This is a genomic window from Novosphingobium sp. SG754 (genome assembly GCF_013149315.1).
GTDB lineage: Bacteria > Pseudomonadota > Alphaproteobacteria > Sphingomonadales > Sphingomonadaceae > Novosphingobium > Novosphingobium capsulatum.
Genome location: NZ_JABGCC010000002.1, coordinates 360,226 through 378,165, shown reverse-complemented (window position 1 = coordinate 378,165; position 17,940 = coordinate 360,226). Strand labels below are relative to the sequence as shown.

14 protein-coding genes are annotated in these 17,940 nt (G+C 65.8%); 8 read left to right on the top strand and 6 right to left on the bottom strand.

Annotation, left to right across the window (positions count from 1 at the left end):
- The first annotated feature begins 52 nt into the window (after positions 1 to 52).
- Positions 53 to 2,338: a TonB-dependent receptor gene (locus FHW97_RS06250; protein ID WP_171798406.1), complete on the top strand. Its 2,286-nt coding sequence runs from the start codon at positions 53 to 55 to the stop codon at positions 2,336 to 2,338.
- Between the two features lie 63 nt (positions 2,339 to 2,401).
- Here FHW97_RS06250 and FHW97_RS06245 read toward each other — a convergent pair whose 3' ends face one another.
- Positions 2,402 to 3,118 carry an anti-sigma factor gene (locus FHW97_RS06245; RefSeq protein WP_171798405.1) on the bottom strand — a complete coding sequence of 239 codons (717 nt, stop codon included), beginning with the start codon at positions 3,116 to 3,118 and terminating at the stop codon, positions 2,402 to 2,404.
- Positions 3,115 to 3,603, bottom strand: coding sequence for an RNA polymerase sigma factor (locus FHW97_RS06240; protein WP_171798603.1), 489 nt, complete (start codon positions 3,601 to 3,603; stop codon positions 3,115 to 3,117). Before FHW97_RS06240 ends, FHW97_RS06245 begins: the two co-directional genes overlap by 4 nt.
- Before the next feature lie 17 nt (positions 3,604 to 3,620).
- On the opposite strand from FHW97_RS06240, the gene FHW97_RS06235 reads away from it, so the two are divergent.
- On the top strand, positions 3,621 to 4,970 hold the full coding sequence (locus FHW97_RS06235; protein WP_253941625.1) for a S8 family serine peptidase: 1,350 nt from the start codon (positions 3,621 to 3,623) through the stop codon (positions 4,968 to 4,970).
- A gap of 131 nt (positions 4,971 to 5,101) precedes the next feature.
- A complete protein-coding gene (locus FHW97_RS06230; protein WP_169047777.1) occupies positions 5,102 to 5,920 on the top strand; it encodes a hypothetical protein in 819 nt (272 codons plus the stop codon).
- A 39-nt stretch (positions 5,921 to 5,959) separates the two neighbouring features.
- On the opposite strand, the gene FHW97_RS06225 is transcribed toward FHW97_RS06230, so the two are convergent.
- Positions 5,960 to 6,931: a LysR family transcriptional regulator gene (locus tag FHW97_RS06225; RefSeq protein WP_253941624.1), complete on the bottom strand. Its 972-nt coding sequence runs from the start codon at positions 6,929 to 6,931 to the stop codon at positions 5,960 to 5,962.
- 110 nt (positions 6,932 to 7,041) lie between these two features.
- On the opposite strand from FHW97_RS06225, the gene FHW97_RS06220 reads away from it, so the two are divergent.
- Entirely contained in the window at positions 7,042 to 8,193 is a 1,152-nt protein-coding gene (locus tag FHW97_RS06220; RefSeq protein ID WP_171798404.1) for an MFS transporter, read from the top strand.
- Here FHW97_RS06220 and FHW97_RS06215 read toward each other — a convergent pair.
- The 3 genes from FHW97_RS06215 to FHW97_RS06205 are packed head-to-tail and all read right to left on the bottom strand — an operon-like array spanning position 8,190 to position 12,736.
- On the bottom strand, positions 8,190 to 8,900 hold the full coding sequence (locus FHW97_RS06215; RefSeq protein WP_062784528.1) for an HAD family hydrolase: 711 nt from the start codon (positions 8,898 to 8,900) through the stop codon (positions 8,190 to 8,192). The two genes, FHW97_RS06220 and FHW97_RS06215, sit on opposite strands and share 4 nt — an antisense overlap.
- Before the next feature lie 48 nt (positions 8,901 to 8,948).
- Entirely contained in the window at positions 8,949 to 10,076 is a 1,128-nt protein-coding gene (locus tag FHW97_RS06210; protein WP_171798403.1) for a Ca2+-dependent phosphoinositide-specific phospholipase C, read from the bottom strand.
- Positions 10,076 to 12,736 carry a TonB-dependent receptor gene (locus FHW97_RS06205; protein ID WP_171798402.1) on the bottom strand — a complete coding sequence of 887 codons (2,661 nt, stop codon included), beginning with the start codon at positions 12,734 to 12,736 and terminating at the stop codon, positions 10,076 to 10,078. The genes FHW97_RS06210 and FHW97_RS06205 overlap by 1 nt, the downstream gene beginning before the upstream one ends.
- Before the next feature lie 54 nt (positions 12,737 to 12,790).
- Here FHW97_RS06205 and FHW97_RS06200 point away from each other — a divergent pair, with 54 nt between their 5' ends.
- The 4 genes from FHW97_RS06200 (at position 12,791) to FHW97_RS06185 (ending at position 17,877) form a co-directional block, all read left to right on the top strand.
- Entirely contained in the window at positions 12,791 to 12,982 is a 192-nt protein-coding gene (locus FHW97_RS06200; protein WP_171798401.1) for a hypothetical protein, read from the top strand.
- Positions 12,983 to 13,084: 102 nt separating this feature from the next.
- A complete protein-coding gene (locus FHW97_RS06195; protein ID WP_211183156.1) occupies positions 13,085 to 13,594 on the top strand; it encodes an RNA polymerase sigma factor in 510 nt (169 codons plus the stop codon).
- Positions 13,591 to 14,598, top strand: a complete 1,008-nt coding sequence (locus FHW97_RS06190) for a FecR domain-containing protein (protein ID WP_171798400.1) — start codon at positions 13,591 to 13,593, stop codon at positions 14,596 to 14,598. Before FHW97_RS06195 ends, FHW97_RS06190 begins: the two co-directional genes overlap by 4 nt.
- Before the next feature lie 159 nt (positions 14,599 to 14,757).
- Positions 14,758 to 17,877 (top strand): TonB-dependent receptor, encoded by a 3,120-nt coding sequence (locus FHW97_RS06185; protein WP_253941623.1) that lies wholly within the window; start codon positions 14,758 to 14,760, stop codon positions 17,875 to 17,877.
- The last annotated feature ends 63 nt before the right edge of the window (positions 17,878 to 17,940 follow it).

The following is a 17,940-nucleotide window of genomic DNA, read 5'->3' as shown; positions in this document are numbered from 1 at the left end:
TTCTCTACTTATAGGGTTGAGTATAGCGCCGCCGCCTTCAAGGGAGAAATCGATGCCGAAGTTTTCCGTTTCGCTGCGCAGCGCGCTCTTGCTCGCCGGTGCTTTGATCGTGCCCGCCGCCGCCGCCGCCCAGGATGTTCCGCCCGCGGCGCCTGCCCCGGCAGAAGCAGACGCGCCGGCACCGGGCGAAATCGTCGTCACCGCGCGTTTCCGCAACGAAAGCCTGCAGCAAGTGCCGATCGCGATCAGCGCGGTCAGCGGCCAGTCGCTCAACGATCGCGGCATCCACAATCTCCAGGACCTGTCGGCCAGCGTGCCCACGGTCGATTTCCGCAGCGGCGCCTCGAACAAGGACCGCACCGTGTTCATTCGCGGCGTGGGCACGATCACCACGTCACCGGGTGTCGAATCCTCGGTTTCCACCGTGCTCGATGGCGTGGTGCTCAACCGCCCCGGCCAGGCCACGCTCGACGTGGGCGAGGTTGAGCGCATCGAAGTGCTGCGCGGCCCGCAGGGCACGCTGTTTGGCAAGAACGCCTCGGCCGGCGTGATCAACATCGTCACCGCCGCGCCCACCCAGGCCTTCCATGCTTATGTCGAAGGCGGCGCCACAACCGACGCCGAATACCGCGTCAAGGCCGGCGTCACCGGCGGCCTGACCGATACCGTCGCGGCGCGGATCGACGGCGTTTACGCCAACTACAAGGGCAACGTGTGGAACGCGGTGACCAAGGACAAGGTCAACGGGTTCGAACGCTATGGCCTGCGCGGCAAGATCGAGGCGCGCCCGAGCGACGCCTTGACGCTGACACTCGCGGGTGACTGGCTGCACAGCTATGACACGACCTCCAACGGGGTCTATGCCAATACCAACCAGATCGCCTATCCGACCAATGCGGTCACTGCCTCGCCAACGCTGGTGGGCATCCTGGCCGGCTATGGCATTACTGCCGGGCCCAGCAACCGCACCGCCGCCACCACGTTCGATACCAACGTGCGCGACGAGAACTTCGGCGCATCGCTAACCGCCGATCTCTCGCTGGGGGATTACAAGGTCACCTCGATCACCGCCTGGCGCGGCTGGAAGAACCACCAGCACCAGGATCTCGATGCCACGCAGGCCTCGCCCGCCGTGCAGCCGCAGAGCGACGACCATGGTGACGTCAACACCAACCAGTATTCGCAGGAACTGCGCCTCACCTCGCCCAAGGGCAAGCTGATCGACTATGTCATCGGTGCCTATGCCCTGCGCGCGGAAACCGACGAGCGCTATCAGCGTGATCTGACGCGCACGTCTGGCGTGACGACCGGCGTTGCCAAGTACGGCATCCGCGCCAACAACTATGCCCTGTTTGGTGAAGCCAACATCAACTTCACCAGCAATTTCCGCGCCATCGCCGGCTATCGCTCCACTTGGGACAAGCTGAGCTATTATCACGTGCGCACGTCGACCGCCGATCCGGCCAACACCGGCAGTGCCGCATTCAACGTGTCGGGCATCCGCGCCTATCACAACAGCAACGGCAGCACGTCGACCCGTGGCGATTCCTGGCGCGCCGGCCTGCAGTGGGACGTGAGCAGCCACACGCAGGTCTATGGCACCTGGTCACGCGGGTACAAGGGGCCGGCCTACAACGCCTTTTTCAACATGCAGCCGACCGATGAAATCGCCCTGCTGCCCGAAACCTCCAATTCCTTCGAAGTGGGCATCAAGGGCAGCACGGCCGATCGCTCGGTCCGCTATGCGCTGGCGGTCTATTCGACCACGTTCAAGAACTATCAGGCCAACGTGGCCGATCTGGTCAACGGCACGGCGGTGACGCGCCTGATCAACGCCGGCAAGGTCCGCACCCAAGGAGTCGAGGCCGATGTCACCCTGGTGCCGACCAAGGGCTTCACCGTCGATCTGTCGGCCGCCTATGACGATGCCAAGGTGGTGAACTTCAACTGCCCGGCCGGCCTGCCCGCCAGCTGCGACATCAACGGCCAGCCGCTGCCCTTCGCGCCCAAGGTCAAGCTGTTTGCCAATGCCGCCTATCGCTTTGCCCTGACCGACGCGGTCGATCTGGAACTGCAGAGCGACATCGCCTTCAAGAGCGAGACGCAGTACCAGTTGACGCAGACGCCGGGCACGATCCAGCCCGCCTATGCCATCTGGAACGGCAGCGTCGCGCTGTTGGGCCACGACGATGGCTGGCAACTGCGTGCCTATGTCAAGAACATCACCAACACCCACTATGCCAGCTATCTGGTCAACGGTGGGGTGGCCGGCATCGTGCGCTATGTGCCGCGCGATGACGTGCGCTATGGTGGCGTGACGCTGCGCAAGACGTTCTGATCGGCCGATCCGCCGCGTGTCTCGCCCCAGGCAGGGGCACGCGGCCGATGCCGACAAGACGCATCAGGGCTTGCGCCAGCCCGCCGCGCGTGCCGCGCGTTCGGCGGCGGGATCGAGCGCAGGCCCTTGCGCCATGTCCTGCGCCAGGGCCATCAACGCCGCATCATGGCTGCCGGCCTGGCGATAGGCGCCATCGTCGCCCGGCCCCGCCGCTGCGCCGCCGCCCACCTGCCGGATCAGCTTCCATCCCCGCGCGTCGTGGCAGGCAATGCCGCCACCCTGCCCGCTGTCATAACCGCGACACAGCGCGCCCGATGCATCGGCAAAGCTGATCACCACCCGCGCCGCAGCGCCAGCGGGCGCCTGGCCGGACAGCTGGGTATCAAGCGCGCTGGCCAGCGCGCCATCGGCATAGCCAGGCCCAGGCCCATTCCCGCCCGGATGCTGCAGCACAACCGCCAGCGTCAGCGATGCGGCAAGCGCCAGGCCGATGCCCCCGCCCCATGCCAGGCGCCGCGGGCGGCGCGCACGGGCGGCGCTGAAATCGATCACCTCTGCACCGGTCTGTGGCTGGCTGACCGCGGCGAGCAGACCGGGCGGCAAAGGCGCGTCGAGCACGGGGGCGTAATGCGCAGCGAGCCTGGCCTTGAGCGCGCGGTGGCGCTCAACCTGCCGGGCCAGCGCGGGATCGGCGGCGATCGCGCGCTCGACCTCGGCCTGCATGGCGGCATCGAGTTCGCCATCGGCATAGGCGGCGAGGGTTTCGGGAGAGGGCGTCACAGGTCGTCTCCCAGCATAGCGAGAAGGGCGTCGCGCCCGCGCACCAGGCGCGAATTGAGCGTGCCCACCGGGCAGCCGACGATCTCGGCCGCTTCCTTGTAGGACCAGCCTTCGACCATCACGAGCAAGACCGCCTCGCGCTGTTCGTCGGGCAGGCGGGCCATCGCGCGGTCCACGTCGGAAAGCTGCGCGCGCGCCTCCTGCCCGCCATCGGCGCCCACGGTCACGCCCGCTTCTTCGTCCACAAAGGTTTGGCCACGGCGGGTTTCGGCACGGGCCTCGTCGATCCACAGGTTGCGCATGATCCGATACATCCAGCTATCGAGGCGGCTGCCCTCTTGCCATTGCTGGCGGCTGCGCAGCGCGCGTTCCACGGTCATCTGGCAAAGATCGTCAGCCCGCGCCGCATCGCGTGCCAAGCCCAAGGCAAACCGGCGAAGCCGGGGCAGCAGGGCCAGCAGGGCGGTTTCGAAACGGTCGGTCAGCGTTCTTGCCTTTTCCGATGGATAGAACGAACCATGTCGCTCGTTTCATCCATAGGCAATTCCGCCTGACTTGGGAAACCGTCTTGCGCACGATCACCCCTGCCCTGCTGGCGATGCTTTGCGCCACGACGCTGCCCATGCCTGCCCTGGCGCAGGGCGTGATGCCCGGTATCGGCCAGGGAATAGGCCAGCAACTGGGCAATCCATTCGACAACCGGCTCGATCCCGTGATTGATCGCGCGCGCCAGGTGGTGGATCGCGTGCCCGCCGATGTGGCCCAGGCGCTCGACAATGCCACCACCACCATGGTGCAAAGCGCCAGGGCGCTTGCCGAAGCGCGGGTGGACCGGATCGATCGCCTGCTACGGCAAAACCCCGCAAGCATCGAACGGGACGCGACCGGTGATCCGGCCATAAAGGGTGAGCTGCTGATCATGGCGCCAGAGGCGGCGATGCTCGACAAGGCACGCGCCCTGGGATTTGCCGTTATTGGCAACGAACGCCTCGCCTCGCTCGATCTAGCGGTAACGCGGCTGGCAATTCCATCGGGAATGAGCCTGGCACAGGCGCAGGCCGCGCTGGGCAAGGCGCTGCCCGATGCCACGATCAGCGCCGATGTGCTGCACTTTACCGCCGGCGCTGCAAGCCCGCGTGGCGGCGTGATGCATCTGGGTACGATGCCTGCCTTGCAGACGCCGGTGGGCATGATCGATGGCGCCCCGGCGCAGGCGATCGATGCCCTGCAAGGGTTCGCCCCCGGCGCGCCGGCAGCATCGGACCATGGCAGCGCCGTGGCCAACCTGCTGTCCGGCGCCGGCGTGCGGCATATTCTGGCGGCAGACGTCTATGGGCGCGGCCCCACCGGTGGCAATGCCCTGGCCATTGCCCGCGCGGTGGACTGGCTGATTGGCCGGCAGGTGCGCGTCATCACCATCAGCCTGGTTGGCCCGGCCAATCCCTTGCTGGCGCGGGCGATGACAGCGGCCCTGCAGCGCGGCGCCGTGATCGTGGCGGCGGTGGGCAACGATGGCCCGGCCGCGCCGCCGGCCTATCCCGCCAGCTATCCCGGCATCCTCGCCGTGACCGCAGTTGACGCCCGTAACCGCGCCCTGATCGAGGCTGGCCGCGCGTTGCACCTGGATTATGCCGCGCCCGGCGCCGGATTGCGGGCCGCCAATGCGCGGGGGCAGATGGTGGCGGTGCGTGGCACATCGTTTGCGGCGCCGCTCGTCGCATCGCGCGTGGCAGCGGCGCGCGATGCGCATGCCTCCGTGCTCCAGACGCTGGACCGCGAGGCGATCGACCTGGGCCCGCGCGGCCCCGATCCGCAGTATGGACGCGGGCTGCTGTGCACGATTTGCCGCTGATCTTCCGGTCGAGCGAAAAAAATTTGCGAGGATGGATTAAACCCGAGCGGAGGTCCGTTTTCAGAACAACGGGATCATGATCGGCCACACAGATGGCAGGTCGATCCCACAGTTCAGGAAAGGATCAGATCATGCGTAAGCTCTTTGCCACTTCGCTTGTTGCCTGCACTCTCATCGCCATGCCGGCCCACGCCCAATTGTTGGGCGGTGGTGGCCTTGGCGGCGGGATGGGTGGCGGTCTTGGCGGTGGTCTTGGCGGCGTGATGGGCGGCGCCATCGGCCGTGGCGGCATGGTGGGCGGCACGCTCGACGGCGCGTTTGACGGTTCCTCCACGCTCGACACCGTTCGCTCCACCACCCGTGGCACCGCAAATGGCTCGGGCAGCACCAGCGGCAACACCAGCGTGAACCGCCACAACGGCAAGGTTCACGCCGATCGCACCGCCAGCGGCAACGCTTCGGGTTCGGCCAGCCAGGGGCTGACCGCTCCCGCCGGATCGCTGACCGGTTCGCTGGCTGGCAATGGTAGCGGCAGCGTGGGTGGCAGCGCCAATGCCCAGGCCATCGGCACCGACCAGCTGACCAGCACCACGCGTTCGGCCGCCAACACGGCGCGCACCACCGCCAGCGGCGCGGCCACCCGCGTGGAGGACACCGCCAGCATGGCCCGCGCCCGTGCCACCAGCACCGCCCAAACGGCGCGTGATGCCGCCAGCGAGCGCGTCGCCCAGGCCCGCAGCACTGCCACCAACGCCGCCGAAGCGGGCAAGGCCAAGGCGCAGAGCGCCGCCAACACCACCCGTGGCTATGCGGCGAATGCCGCCGCCAGCGGCCAGGGCGCGGCCAATGGTGCAGCAAGTGCCACGCGCAACGCGGCCCAGCAGGCCTCCGGCAGCGTCGCCGGCAGCGCCAGCGGCTCGGTTAACGGCTCGGCTTCCGCCAGCCACTGATCCCTGCCTTGCAGCAGACAACGATCCCGGCGCATGACCTCATGCGCCGGGATTTTTTGTAGGCCGCAGGCTTTCGACCAGATGATCGACAAAGACCCGCACGCGCGCCGGCGTGGCCGTTCCGCCGACAAACACGGCATGAATCTGCTCTTCATCGGCGGGATTGAACGCTTCGAGCAGCGGGATCAGCCGCCCATCGGCGAGAGCCTGGGTCACGCTGAATGTTCCCACCCGCGCGATGCCGATGCCGGCCTGGGCCAAATCGCCCAGGGTTTCACCGTTGTTAGCCACGATCGTGCCGCGCACCTCCAGCGCAAAATCCTCGACCGTCCCGTCGGCCCCGACGCGGCGGAACGGCCATACCGGTTCAGCCCGGCGGAAATTGAAGTTGAGGCAATTGTGGGCGTGCAGGTCTTCGGGCACCTGCGGCACGCCATGGCGCGCGAGATAGTCTGGCGAAGCGACGATCACCCGGCCGTTGCTGCCCAGCTTGCGCGCGGTAAGCGCACTATCGGCCAATGGGCCAAAGCGGATGGCCACGTCCGCCTCGCCAGCGGCGACGTCCACCAAGGTGTCGGTAAGGGCGATATCGACCAGCACATCGGGATAGCGGCGCACGAAGGCGCCCAGCAGCGGCACGATGCACAGCCGCCCGTGCGAGAGCGCCGCGCTCACCCGCAACCGTCCACGCGGCGTGCCGCGGTCGGCGATTTGCTGCTCTGCCTCGTCAAGATCGGCCAGGATCCGCCGTGCCGCGTGCAGATAGGCCTGGCCCTCGGCGGTCATTGCCAAGGCGCGGGTCGATCGCAGCAACAGCCGCACGCCCAGCCGCGCCTCGATCCGGTCGATACCCCGGCTCACCGCCGAAGGGCTCAGGCCCAGCAGACGCCCGGCGCCGGAAAAGCTGCCGCAATCGTGCACGGCAGCGAACAGCGCCATTTCGCGGGCACGGTCCACTCCGGGTGCGGCTTCGCCGCCCACTGCCGGATTGGCTGGCATCTTTGCACCCATTGCAAAAATCCTTCGCGTTCAAACCCTCTAAACACGGGGATCAGTCTGCGCCATCTGTGCATTCATTGGCAAGGCGCTCGGGCGCCGTAAAACAGATCAGGATCATCGCAATGAAATGGAATGCCGGGCTCATGGCCCTGGCCCTGGGTGCCTTTGGCATCGGGGTGACCGAATTTGCCCCGATGGGCCTCTTGCCCGCGATCGCCACGGGACTGGGCGTCTCGATCCCGGCCGCTGGCCTGCTGATCAGCGCCTATGCCATGGGCGTGGTGGTGGGCGCGCCGATCATGACGCTGACCACCGGGCGGGTGTCGCGCCGCACGCTGCTGGTGGGGTTGGCAGGGATTTTCACCTTGGGCAACCTGATGGCCGCGCTGTCGAACAGCTATGACATGATGCTGCTGGCCCGGCTGGTAACCTCTTTCAACCACCGCGCCTTCTTCGGCGTGGGCTCGGTGGTGGCAGCCAGCCTGGTGCCGCCGCAGCGGCAGGCCGGGGCCGTGGCCACGATGTTCATGGGGCTGACGATCGCCAATGTCGTGGGTGTGCCGCTCGCTACCTGGGCCGGGGAGAACGTAGGCTGGCATACGCCGTTCTGGGCCATCGCCGCGCTGGGCGTACTGATGATGGCCGCGCTGCGGTTTACGCTGCCGCCCTTGCCGGCAGAGGGCGACGCCAACCCCATGGCCGAACTGCGCGTGCTGATGCGCGGCAAGGTGCTGGGCGCCCTGGCGCTGACCGTGGTGGGGTCGAGCGCGATGTTCACGGTGTTCACCTATATCAGCCCGATCCTGCGCAATGCCACGCACGCCTCGCTTGGCTTCATCACCGCCATGCTGGTCACCTATGGCGTGGGCCTGACGGTGGGGAACTGGCTAGGCGGCAAGTTTGCCGATCGCTCGGTCGATCGCACGCTGATCGTCACGCTGGCGAGCCTTACCGCCGTGCTGATCGCCTTTGCCGCGTTGATGCCGCATGCAGGCGCCGTGGCGGTCATCGTGTTCCTGTGGGGCGTGGCGAGCTTTGCCCTGGTGCCGCCGCTGCAGGTGCGGGTGATGAGTGCTGCGGCTGATGCTCCGCACCTTGCCTCATCGGTCAACATCGGTGCGTTCAACCTGGGCAATGCCCTGGGTGCCGCGCTAGGCGGCGGGGTGATTGCGTTGGGCTGGGGCTATCCGGTAATCGCGCTGGCCGGTGCGGCTACCTCGGCGATCGGCCTCGTCGCGATCGTGCTGACCAGCCGCAAGGGCCAGGCTGCTTAAACAGCAGTGCCCGCGTTGATCCGATCGATCAGCGCGGGCAGCTCAGCCAAGCGCGTGAGGGTGGCAAAGCGCTCTGCCCCATCTGGCACCGGCGCCTGTTCGTGAGACCAGGCGCCGTCTTGCGGCACATAGGCCGCCCAGGCCCCGGCGCCGAGCGCCGGCAGGATATCCGACCGCAGCGAATCCCCGGCCATGATCGCCTCAGCCGGCGCCACGCCATGGCGGGCGAACAGGCCAGTAAAGGTCTGCACCGTCTTGTCGCTGACGATTTCCACGCCCGAAAAGCATTCGCCCAGGCCCGAGGCGGCGAGCTTGGTTTCCTGGTGCAGCAGGTCTCCCTTGGTCACCAGCACCAGTTCCCCGCGCGCCTGCAAAGCCGGCAGGGTCTGCGCAATGCCATCGAGCAGTTCCACCGGATGCTGCAACAAGGTTCGCCCCACTGCCAAGAGGTCGGCGATCATCGCCGGAGTGAGCGCAGCGCCGCACAGTTCCAGCGCGGTCTCGATCAGCGACAGCGTAAAACCCTTGGCGCCATAGCCATAGACCTTGAGATTGCGCGCCTCGCACGCTTCCAGCGCGCGCCGGGCAACGCCTGCTTCGGCAAAGGGTTCGAGCATGGCGGTAAAGGCGGCCTCGGCCCCGTTGAAGTGGCGCATGTTGTGCCACAGGGTATCATCGGCATCGAGGCAGATCAGGCGTATCGTCATGGCACGGCGATGGCACAAGTGCCCGCGCAGTGCCATGCCCGAGAGGCGTCAGGGCGCCAGAGTGCAGCGCCCGGCAACCCGCACCGGATTGCACCGCGACATCGCGCCGCCCGGCAAGGTTACCACAAAGCCAAGGCCCAACGGATCGGGCGCACCGGGATAGTAATCGGTGCTGATCGCCTGGGCGCCGCTGTCCTGCGCGGCGCGGGCCTTGGCCAGATCGTGGGCACGCGCCTCTTGCGTGTTGGCGTCGGTGCGGGTGCGCACGATCACGCCGGCCTTGACCAGCGCCTTGATCCGCGCGCCATCTACCAGCGGATCTTGCACGATCTGGATCGCGCTTTCCGGCTGGCCATCGGGATACCAGCCAAACATAGCCCGCCCACGCAGCGACGGATGCCCCGCGCGATAGGCGTCAGACACCGCGGGCCGCACATCGAACAGGATGAAGATGCGCCCGCGCGCCGCCGCCAGGGTGGGCCAGCCACGGCGATGCACCGCATCGACCAGCGTGCTGGCACTGCCGCGCACCTCGTCAGGCGTGATCAGCCGCCGTCCCGGCAGGGCCTGGCGGATTTCCCCGTCCAACTGATCGAGCAACCCGGCATTGTCGAGTGGCAGCGGCTGGGTGGCCAGACGGCTGCCGGCGCTGTCGGCCGCGTTGATCGTGATCATGATCGGGAGGTGGCGCGGATGGGCGCGTGACCAGCGATCGATCTCGCCCAGGCAGCTGACCAGCGTGGGACACACCGCATGGTAATCGATATCGGGAATGTGCAGCACCTTGAACCCCGGCTGCGCCATCACCGCCGGGTCAAACCCCGGCCCCTTGCCCTGCTGATCTGCCGGCAGCAGCGCTTCCCCGGCCGGGTGGGCATAGCGCCCGCCGGCCGGATCGGCGAAGATATCGATCTCCACCTGGCGCACCCCGGCATCGAGCTGCGCGGCAAGCGGCAGGTGATAGTAATCCAGCGCCTGCGCCAGCTTGGCATCACGCGCCCGCAACTGGGCCATGATCGGCGCCGGAATCTGCGCCTTGAAGCTGTTGTGCGAACCGACGACCTGAATGTCGTTCATCCGCAGCGGCGCGCCCGCTGCCCCGGCCAGCGCCGGCGCCAGCAGGGCAAAGGCCCCGCCGAGCGCCAGCCTGGCGACTGTTGCGAAAGACCGCCGCATCAGAATTCCGCCCGCGCGCCGAACAGGATCGTGCGGCCGTAATCGTTGATCTCACCAAAGCGGATGGTGCGGTCGTTGTAGGTATATTGGCGCGCCTTGGCGATGTTGATCGCTTCCAGGCTGAGCGTGACATTGTCGGTCACGCGCACCGCGATCGAACCATCGAGCGAGCCGAACGCAGCGGTATAGACCGGCGCCTGGGTGGTGCTGCCGGTGTTCGACAGATAGCGATCGCGCCAGACATAGGACAGCCGCGTGGACAGCGGGCCCTTTTCATAGAAGCCCACCACGTTGAAGCTGTTCTTCGACAAGCCGATCAGCTCGTTGACGATCGGGCGCGAGCCGGCGGTGTAGTTCGCCTCGACCGAGGTGCGAGTGTAAGAGGCCTGCAGCCCCAGCCCATCAAACGGCGCGGGCAGGAACGTGAACACCTGGTGATAGGCCGCTTCCAGGCCATAGACCTTGGCATTGCCGCCATTGACCTGGGTGCTCAACTGCACGGTGCCACGGCCGGGAATGTCGATCGGCACGTTCTGCTGGGTGATGTAGTTATCCATCGCCTTGTAGAACACCGCGCCGGTCAACGAGCCGGCCGGATTGAAGTACCATTCCAGCGACCCGTCGAACTGCGTGGCCAGGAACGGCACCAGCGCCGGGTTGCCGCCGCTCGCCGTGGGCGCGTCGGTCGACACGGTGATGCGCGGCGCACTGTCGGTCACGTTGGGACGGGTCAACACCCGGCTGGCGCTAAGGCGACCGATCAGGCTGCGCGAAAATTCTGCGCGCAGGTTGAAGCTGGGTAGAACGTTGTTGAAGGTCTTGGGGAAGCTGACCGGCGTGGTCGTGCTGCCGCTGCGCAGGTTGCCGCTCGCCACCTGATCGGTGTGGACATAGCGCACGCCCAGATTGCCGGTGATCGCGACGCCGCCGATGGCAAAGGTGTAATCGGCGCGGGCATAGACGCTGGCGATCTTTTCGGTGGTGTGGAACGAGGCGGCAAGGTCGGCAGCCGTCAACGCCGAATTGCGCACCGCCGGCGTGAAGAACGCGTTGAGATAGGCACGGGTCACCGGCACCAGGAACTGGCGCGGGATATTGCCGCCCAACCCTTGCAGGTAATCGTCGAACGGCAGCTGCTGATAGGCGCCGCTGCCCAGGCTAGTGAGCGGCGTGCCCGCGGCCGGATTGACCAGGAAATCGCGGCGCGAATAGTCGCGCTTGCGGAACTGGTATTCGCCGCCCGCCGCCAGCTTGGAGATGAAACCGCCCAGATCTCGCGCCACGTCGGCACGGCCATAGAAGTTCCAGTCCTTGCTGTTCTTGGGCGCGATGTTGAACTGATAGAGCTGGTAATTGGCCGGATTGGTGGGATCGACCATGGTGGTGAAGGTGGGCACCGCCTTATATCCGCCCGTGGCGTCATAGGTCAGCGGGGCGAAGAACATTGCGCGGCTGCGCACGGTGCCCACGTCATAGCTGGGGTGATAGCTGTGGGCATAGGACCAGTTGGCCAGGCCCACCACGTGCCAGCCATCGCTGTCCCACGTCTGGCGCAGGTTGGCGTTGAACAGGTCGTGGCGGTTGAGGCTGTATTCGCGCGAGGCCATGAAGCGCACGTCGTTGATCGTGGCCTTGACCACGGTATCGCCATCCAGCACCACGCTGCCCGGCACCAGCACGGGCTTGTGGCCCGCGACGCTGCTATCGTCGGGATAGATGTCCAGCCCGAACTCGTCGTAGGCGACATCCAGCCGCGTCGCCATCAGGTTGAGCGTGGTGGTCGCCTCGGCACTGGGGCGCCATTGCAGCGAGAGCATGCCGGAAATGCGCTTGCGCTTTTCGGTTTCCACCGTGGGGCGCGTGCGCGTGGGCAGGTAATAGCCGCTGCCCAGGGTGGAGGCGAAGCGATCCTTGTACCAGCCGAAGTTCAGGAAGCGATCGTTGCGTACGTCCTTGGCCCAATACTGCGCACCGGCCAGCACGCCAAAGGTATCATCCTTGTTGACCCAGCTGGTGATCAGCGTGGCGTTGGGGCGCACGCGATCGGTCTTGCTGGTATAGGTGCCGCGCAAGTTGAGCGTGGTCTTGGTGCCGACGTCGAACGGCTCAAACGTCTTGACATTGATGTTGCCGCCCAGCGCGCCTTCGGTCATGTCGGCGGTGGGCGTCTTGACCACGTCGATGCGCGAGGTGAACTCGGCCGGCAGCATTTCAAAGCGGAACTGGCGCCCGGCGGCGCCACCGTTTTCGATCACTTCGTTGACCGCCACCGGGCTGCCGTTGAGCAGCGTGTTCTGGAACTGCGGCCCCAGCCCGCGCACGCTGACATAGAGCCCCTCGCCGCGCGGACGGGTGATCGCCACGCCGGTCACCAGTTGCAGCGCCTCGGCCACGTTCTGGGTGGGGAACTTGCCAATATCGGTCGAGGCGATGGAATCGACCTGGAAAGCCGCCGTGCGCTTCACCTGCGTGGCCGCATTCAAGCTGCGGGCGTAGGTGCCGGTCACGACGATTTCCCCGGCATCGGCCGCCGCATCCGCTGCGGCTGCGACAGGTGCGGGTGCCGTGGCCGGCGCGGCTTGCGCCATGGCTGGCAAAGCCAGGGCGAGGTTCGCCACGAGCGATGCCGACGATACAAGTGCCAGTTTGGTGATGCGCATTATGATTGCCCCGAAGAACGTTTATCGTTTCGGGGGCGGCCCTAGGCGGCAATCATGACGCTTCGCGGTAAGACCCGTGACGGATTGATGAATATCGCAAATATGCGCAACATCGCGTCTTCCAGGCTGATCTGCCCGGGCCAAGCACCAGCGTTTTTTGCGGATATCGCCGGATCGGCGCTATCGTCGCGAAATATTTTGCCGCAAGCGGAAGGAAATGGCGCCGGCCGGTCTCTAGGCCTGTGAAAGAGGGAAAACCCAAAGCCGATGGAGGATGGGACGGGACCGGATCTGCGAGCGCAACTCGAGCGTCGCCGCGCCTTGGCGCGATGGGTGGCGCAAGAGATCATGCCGCACGAACCGCGCCTGCGGGCATGGTTCGTGAAGCGGCGGATTGCGCCCGATGTAGTGGATGAACTCATGCAGGACGCCTATTGCCGCATCGCCATGCTCGATACTGTCGACCATATCGACTGCGGGCATGCCTATTTCTTTTCTATCTGCCGCAACCTGCTGGCCCGCCGGCTCAAGCGCCAGGTGATCGCCCCATTCGAGGCGATCAGCGAGATTGAAAGCTATCGCGACACCGGAATGCCCACGCCCGAGGAGCAGGTCGCCACGCGCATGGCGTTCGAGCGGGTGCGCAGCCTGTTGGCGCAATTGCCCGAACGCTGCCGCCGCATCGTCGAACTGCGCAAGTTCGAAGGCTGGTCGCAAAAGGAAATCGCCGCGCATATGGGGATGACCGAAAAGGCCGTCGAAAAGCAGGTGTGGGTGGGTGTGCGCGCCATCCGCGAAGGCTGGGACCGGCTTGAACGCGAGCCCGAAATGCTGCCCACCGGACGGAGGGCGTCATGACCACAACCAGCCCCCTTACCCCCGCCGATCGTGATGCCGCTGCCACTTGGGTGGCGCGCATGGACGATGCTGCCGCTTGGAGCACCGCCGACGAAGCCGCACTGCAAGCCTGGCTGGCAGGCGATCCGCGCCGCCATGGCCTCCTGCTGCAGGTACAGGCCGCATGGGAACTGCCCGGCGTGGTCACCCCGCCGGCCGCGTCCGAAGCGGTCGATAGCGCGCCAGGTGATGACGCGATCGAGCCTGCCAACGATCGCGGCGCCTGGGCACGGCGTGGCGTGCTGGGCGGCCTGGTGGCAGCGGGTATCGCCGGCGCGGCCGCCACGCGCCTGGTGCTTGCCAATGGCGCCCAATACGTCACCCGCCTGGGCGAGATCCGCCGCGTTCCGCTCGACGATGGCTCGGTCATGACAATCAATTCCGATACCGCGCTCAAGGTCAATCTGGGCCAGCACGCGCGCGAGGTGGAACTCGATCAGGGCGAAGCCTGGTTTGAGGTAGCCAAGGATGCCAAACGCCCGTTCGTCGTTGCCTCTGGCCCGGTGCGCGCCCAGGCGATCGGCACGGCCTTTTCGGTGCGCAAGCGCGAGGAAGGGGTGGAAATCCTGGTGACCGAGGGCGTGGTCGAAACCTGGTCTGCCGCCGATGCCACCCAGCGCCTGCGCGTGGTGGCGGGCGAGCGTGCCATGGTCAACGCCCGCGCCCTGGTGCATTACCAGGCGAGCGAAACCGCACCGGTCGACCGCGCGCTGGCCTGGCGCAACGGCATGATCGATCTCAACGGCACCACGCTGCGTGAGGCGGCCGACGAATTCAACCGCTATAACCAGCGGCAGATCGTGATCGCCGATCCCGAAGTGGCGGCCGAGCAGTTCGACGGGCTGTTTCGCATCGGTGACCCAGACGGCTTTGCCCAGACACTCAAGGCGACGCTGGCCGTGAAGATCGATGTCAGCGATCCGCGCACCATCCGTATCGAACGCGCAGCCGAAACAGGATTCTAGAAATAAATTTTCACAATCGAAGAAGGATAATCGCCAGAGCATGTCTCTAGGCCAACACAGATCGAAATGATCTGATGCGTAATGAAATCCTGATGGGAGGGATATATGACAACGACCACACTGCGTGGCGTTCTTTTTGCGACGACTGGCATTGCCTGCATGGCAACCATGCCTGTTGCCGCACAGGCCAACACCGAACTTCGCCAATTCGCCATTCCGGCGCAATCGGCCGAAACCGCCATCGGTATCCTGGGCCATCAGGCCAATGTGCAGATCATTGCCTCGCGCAAGGTCACCCGCGCGGTGCGCACCAACGAAGTGCGCGGCCGCCTTACCGTGTCCGACGCGCTTGAGCGCATGTTCGCCGGCACCGGCCTCGCCGCCCGCCAGACCGGCCCCGCGACGTTTGCGGTAATCGCCCGCCCGCTGTCGAACCGCGCCCCGCTTGCCACGCAAACCGTTGCCCTGGCCAGCCAGGCCGCCGCGCCAGAGCCGGCCGCAGCGCCTCGCCCCGCCCCAGAAGCACCCGCTGCGGCAGAGCCCGAGCCGCAGGCGATCATCGTCACCGGCCTGCGCGCCAGCCTCGACAGTGCGCGCGGCATCAAGCGCGCATCGTCGGGCATCGTCGATGCCATTTCCACCAAGGACATCGGCAAGCTGCCCGATGCCAACCTTGCCGAATCCCTGCAACGCATCACCGGCGTTTCGATCGACCGTTCCGGCGGCGAAGGCGCTTTCATCACGGTTCGCGGCTTTGGCCCGGAATTCAACACGGTTCTGGTAAATGGTCGCCAGGTGGCCACCCCTACCGACCCGAGCCAGGCCTCGGGTCGGGCCTTTTCGTTCGACACGTTGGCGTCGGAACTGGTCTCGGGCGTGGAAGTCTACAAATCGTCCACCGCGCGCTATCAGTCGGGCGGGGTGGGTTCGACGGTGAACATCAAGACCGCGCGCCCTTTCGACTACAAGGGGCGCAAGTTTTCCGCGACAGTTGACGGCAACTATGACGGCAATGCGCGCAAGGTTGCACCCGACGCCTCGTTCCTGTTTGCCGACACGCTGGCCGATGGCAAGTTCGGCCTCCTCGTTTCGGGCAGCTACCAGCATCGCTTTACCCGCCTGGCGCAGGCCCAGACCGACGGCTGGCTGGTCAACCCGGCGGTGCCGGCGGCAGAGGTGAACGGCGGCAAAGGCACGATCAGCGCCAACAATCCGCAGGGCAACATCTTCATCCCGCAGAACTACGACACCAAGGTTACGCGCGAAGACCGCGAACGCATTGGTGGCACGGTGGTCCTGCAATACCGGCCCAGCGACGCGGTGACGATCACCGCCGATGCGCTCTATACCAAGTTCACCAACAAGACCGAAACGCGCTCGTACGGTCACTGGTTCACCGCCTCGAACCTGACCGACGTGGTGACCGATGCCAATGGCACCGCGACCGACCTGACCCAGGCCAGCGGCATCGCCACCGACTTCCACTACAAGAAGTTCGACAAGCGCACCAACACCCGCGAATTCGGGCTCAACCTGGAATGGAAGGTCACGCCCAACCTTACGGCCTCGTTCGACGGCACCTATTCGCTGGCCAAGGAAGACCCCAACGGCGGGCAGGAAGCCTATCTGGCGCTGCTTGGGTATCTCACCGGCTCGTCGCGCTATCAGTCGGATGGTTCGGTGCTGCCCTGGCAGACCGAAACCCTGCCAACCTTTGCCAATCCCGCCAGCCCCTGCGGCAGCGCAGTGACCAATTCGGGCCAGCCGGGCAGCACCACGCCGGTGGGTGCCGGACAGCCGATGTGCCAGCACGTGATGCTGCTGCGCGGCTATGGCATCCGCGACAAGGTCACGCAGGGCCGCGCAGATTTCGCTTACAAGGGCGATGGCAGCGAAGGCCTGGTGAACGCCAACTTCGGCCTCTATTATTCGCGTGACCGCAAGGATACGTCGCTCTATTCCAACGATGGCGGCACGGGCTGCACCACCTGCGGCTATAACGCGCCGGCTCCGGCCGGGGTGCCGATCACCACGTTCAACGCCGGCAGCGGTTTCCTGTCGGGCCTGAGCGGCGCCAACCGCCTGGCAACGCAATGGCTGACGTTCGATGGTCCTACGCTGTTCAACGCGATCACCGCGCAGCAGCGCGTAACCAACCCGAACTTCACCTTTGCGCCGCCCTTGGTGAACGACACGATCGTGACCGAACGCGTGCTGGGTGCCTATCTCGAAACCGAGTTCAAGGGCGATGTCGGTGGTCGGCCGCTGTCGATCGTGGCTGGCGTGCGGTTCGAGGATACCCAGACCAGCGTCAACGGCCTGGCCACGGCCTATACCGGCCTGGTCAAGCTGGCCAACGACCAGACTCAGTACGGTTCGGCATCGTCTGGCACCACCCGCACGGTGGGCAAGGCGCATTATCTCGACGTGCTGCCCAATATCGCGCTGAAATGGCAGCTGACCGATGCGGTAACCCTGCGCTTTGCCGCATCGCAGACGATCACCCGGCCGACGCTGGAACAGCTTTCGCCGGTGACCACGCTGGTCACGCTGCGGCCCGGCAACTTTGCCGCCAGCCGTGGCAACGCCGATCTCAAGCCGTTCAAATCAAGCAATCTCGATTTCTCGGCCGAATACTATTACGCGCCGAGCAGCTACATCTCGATTGGTGCTTATCTCAAGAGCGTCAACAACTTCATCGTGTTGAACCAGACCACCGGCACCGTGGCCAACGCTTCTGGCGGCCCGCTGCTCGATCCGGCGACCGGCCTGCCGGCGCAGTTCACGGTGACCGCTCCGGTCAACGGGCAGGATGCCACGGTCAAGGGTATCGAGGCGGCCTGGCAGCATACCCTGGGCAACAGCGGCTTCGGCTTCCAGCTCAACGGCACGCTGGTCGGCTCCAATCGCAAGCTCGATACCCAGAACCTGGCCAACAAGTTCGCGCTGACCGGCCTGTCCAACTCGGCCAACGCGGTGCTGTTCTATGACAAGAACGGGATCGAAGCGCGCGTGGCGTGGAACTGGCGCGACCGGTTCCTGCAATACCTCGCCCCGCCGCCGCTCAATGGCGCGGGCCAGGCGGTTACCCAGGTTCGCCCCTATTCACAGATCGATGCCAGCGCCACGTATCACGTTACGCCAGAGTTTTCGGTCTTTGTCGAAGGCGCCAACCTGACCAATTCCCGCACGCTGAAATATGCCTATTATACCAACCAGTTCCTCTATGCAGAGGATTCGGGCCGGCGCTTCAAGTTCGGGGCACGGGTCAACTTCTAAGGCAAACCCGTGTAGCATCACGGGATGAACAAAGGGGGTGCGCCACGGGAAACTGTCCGTGCG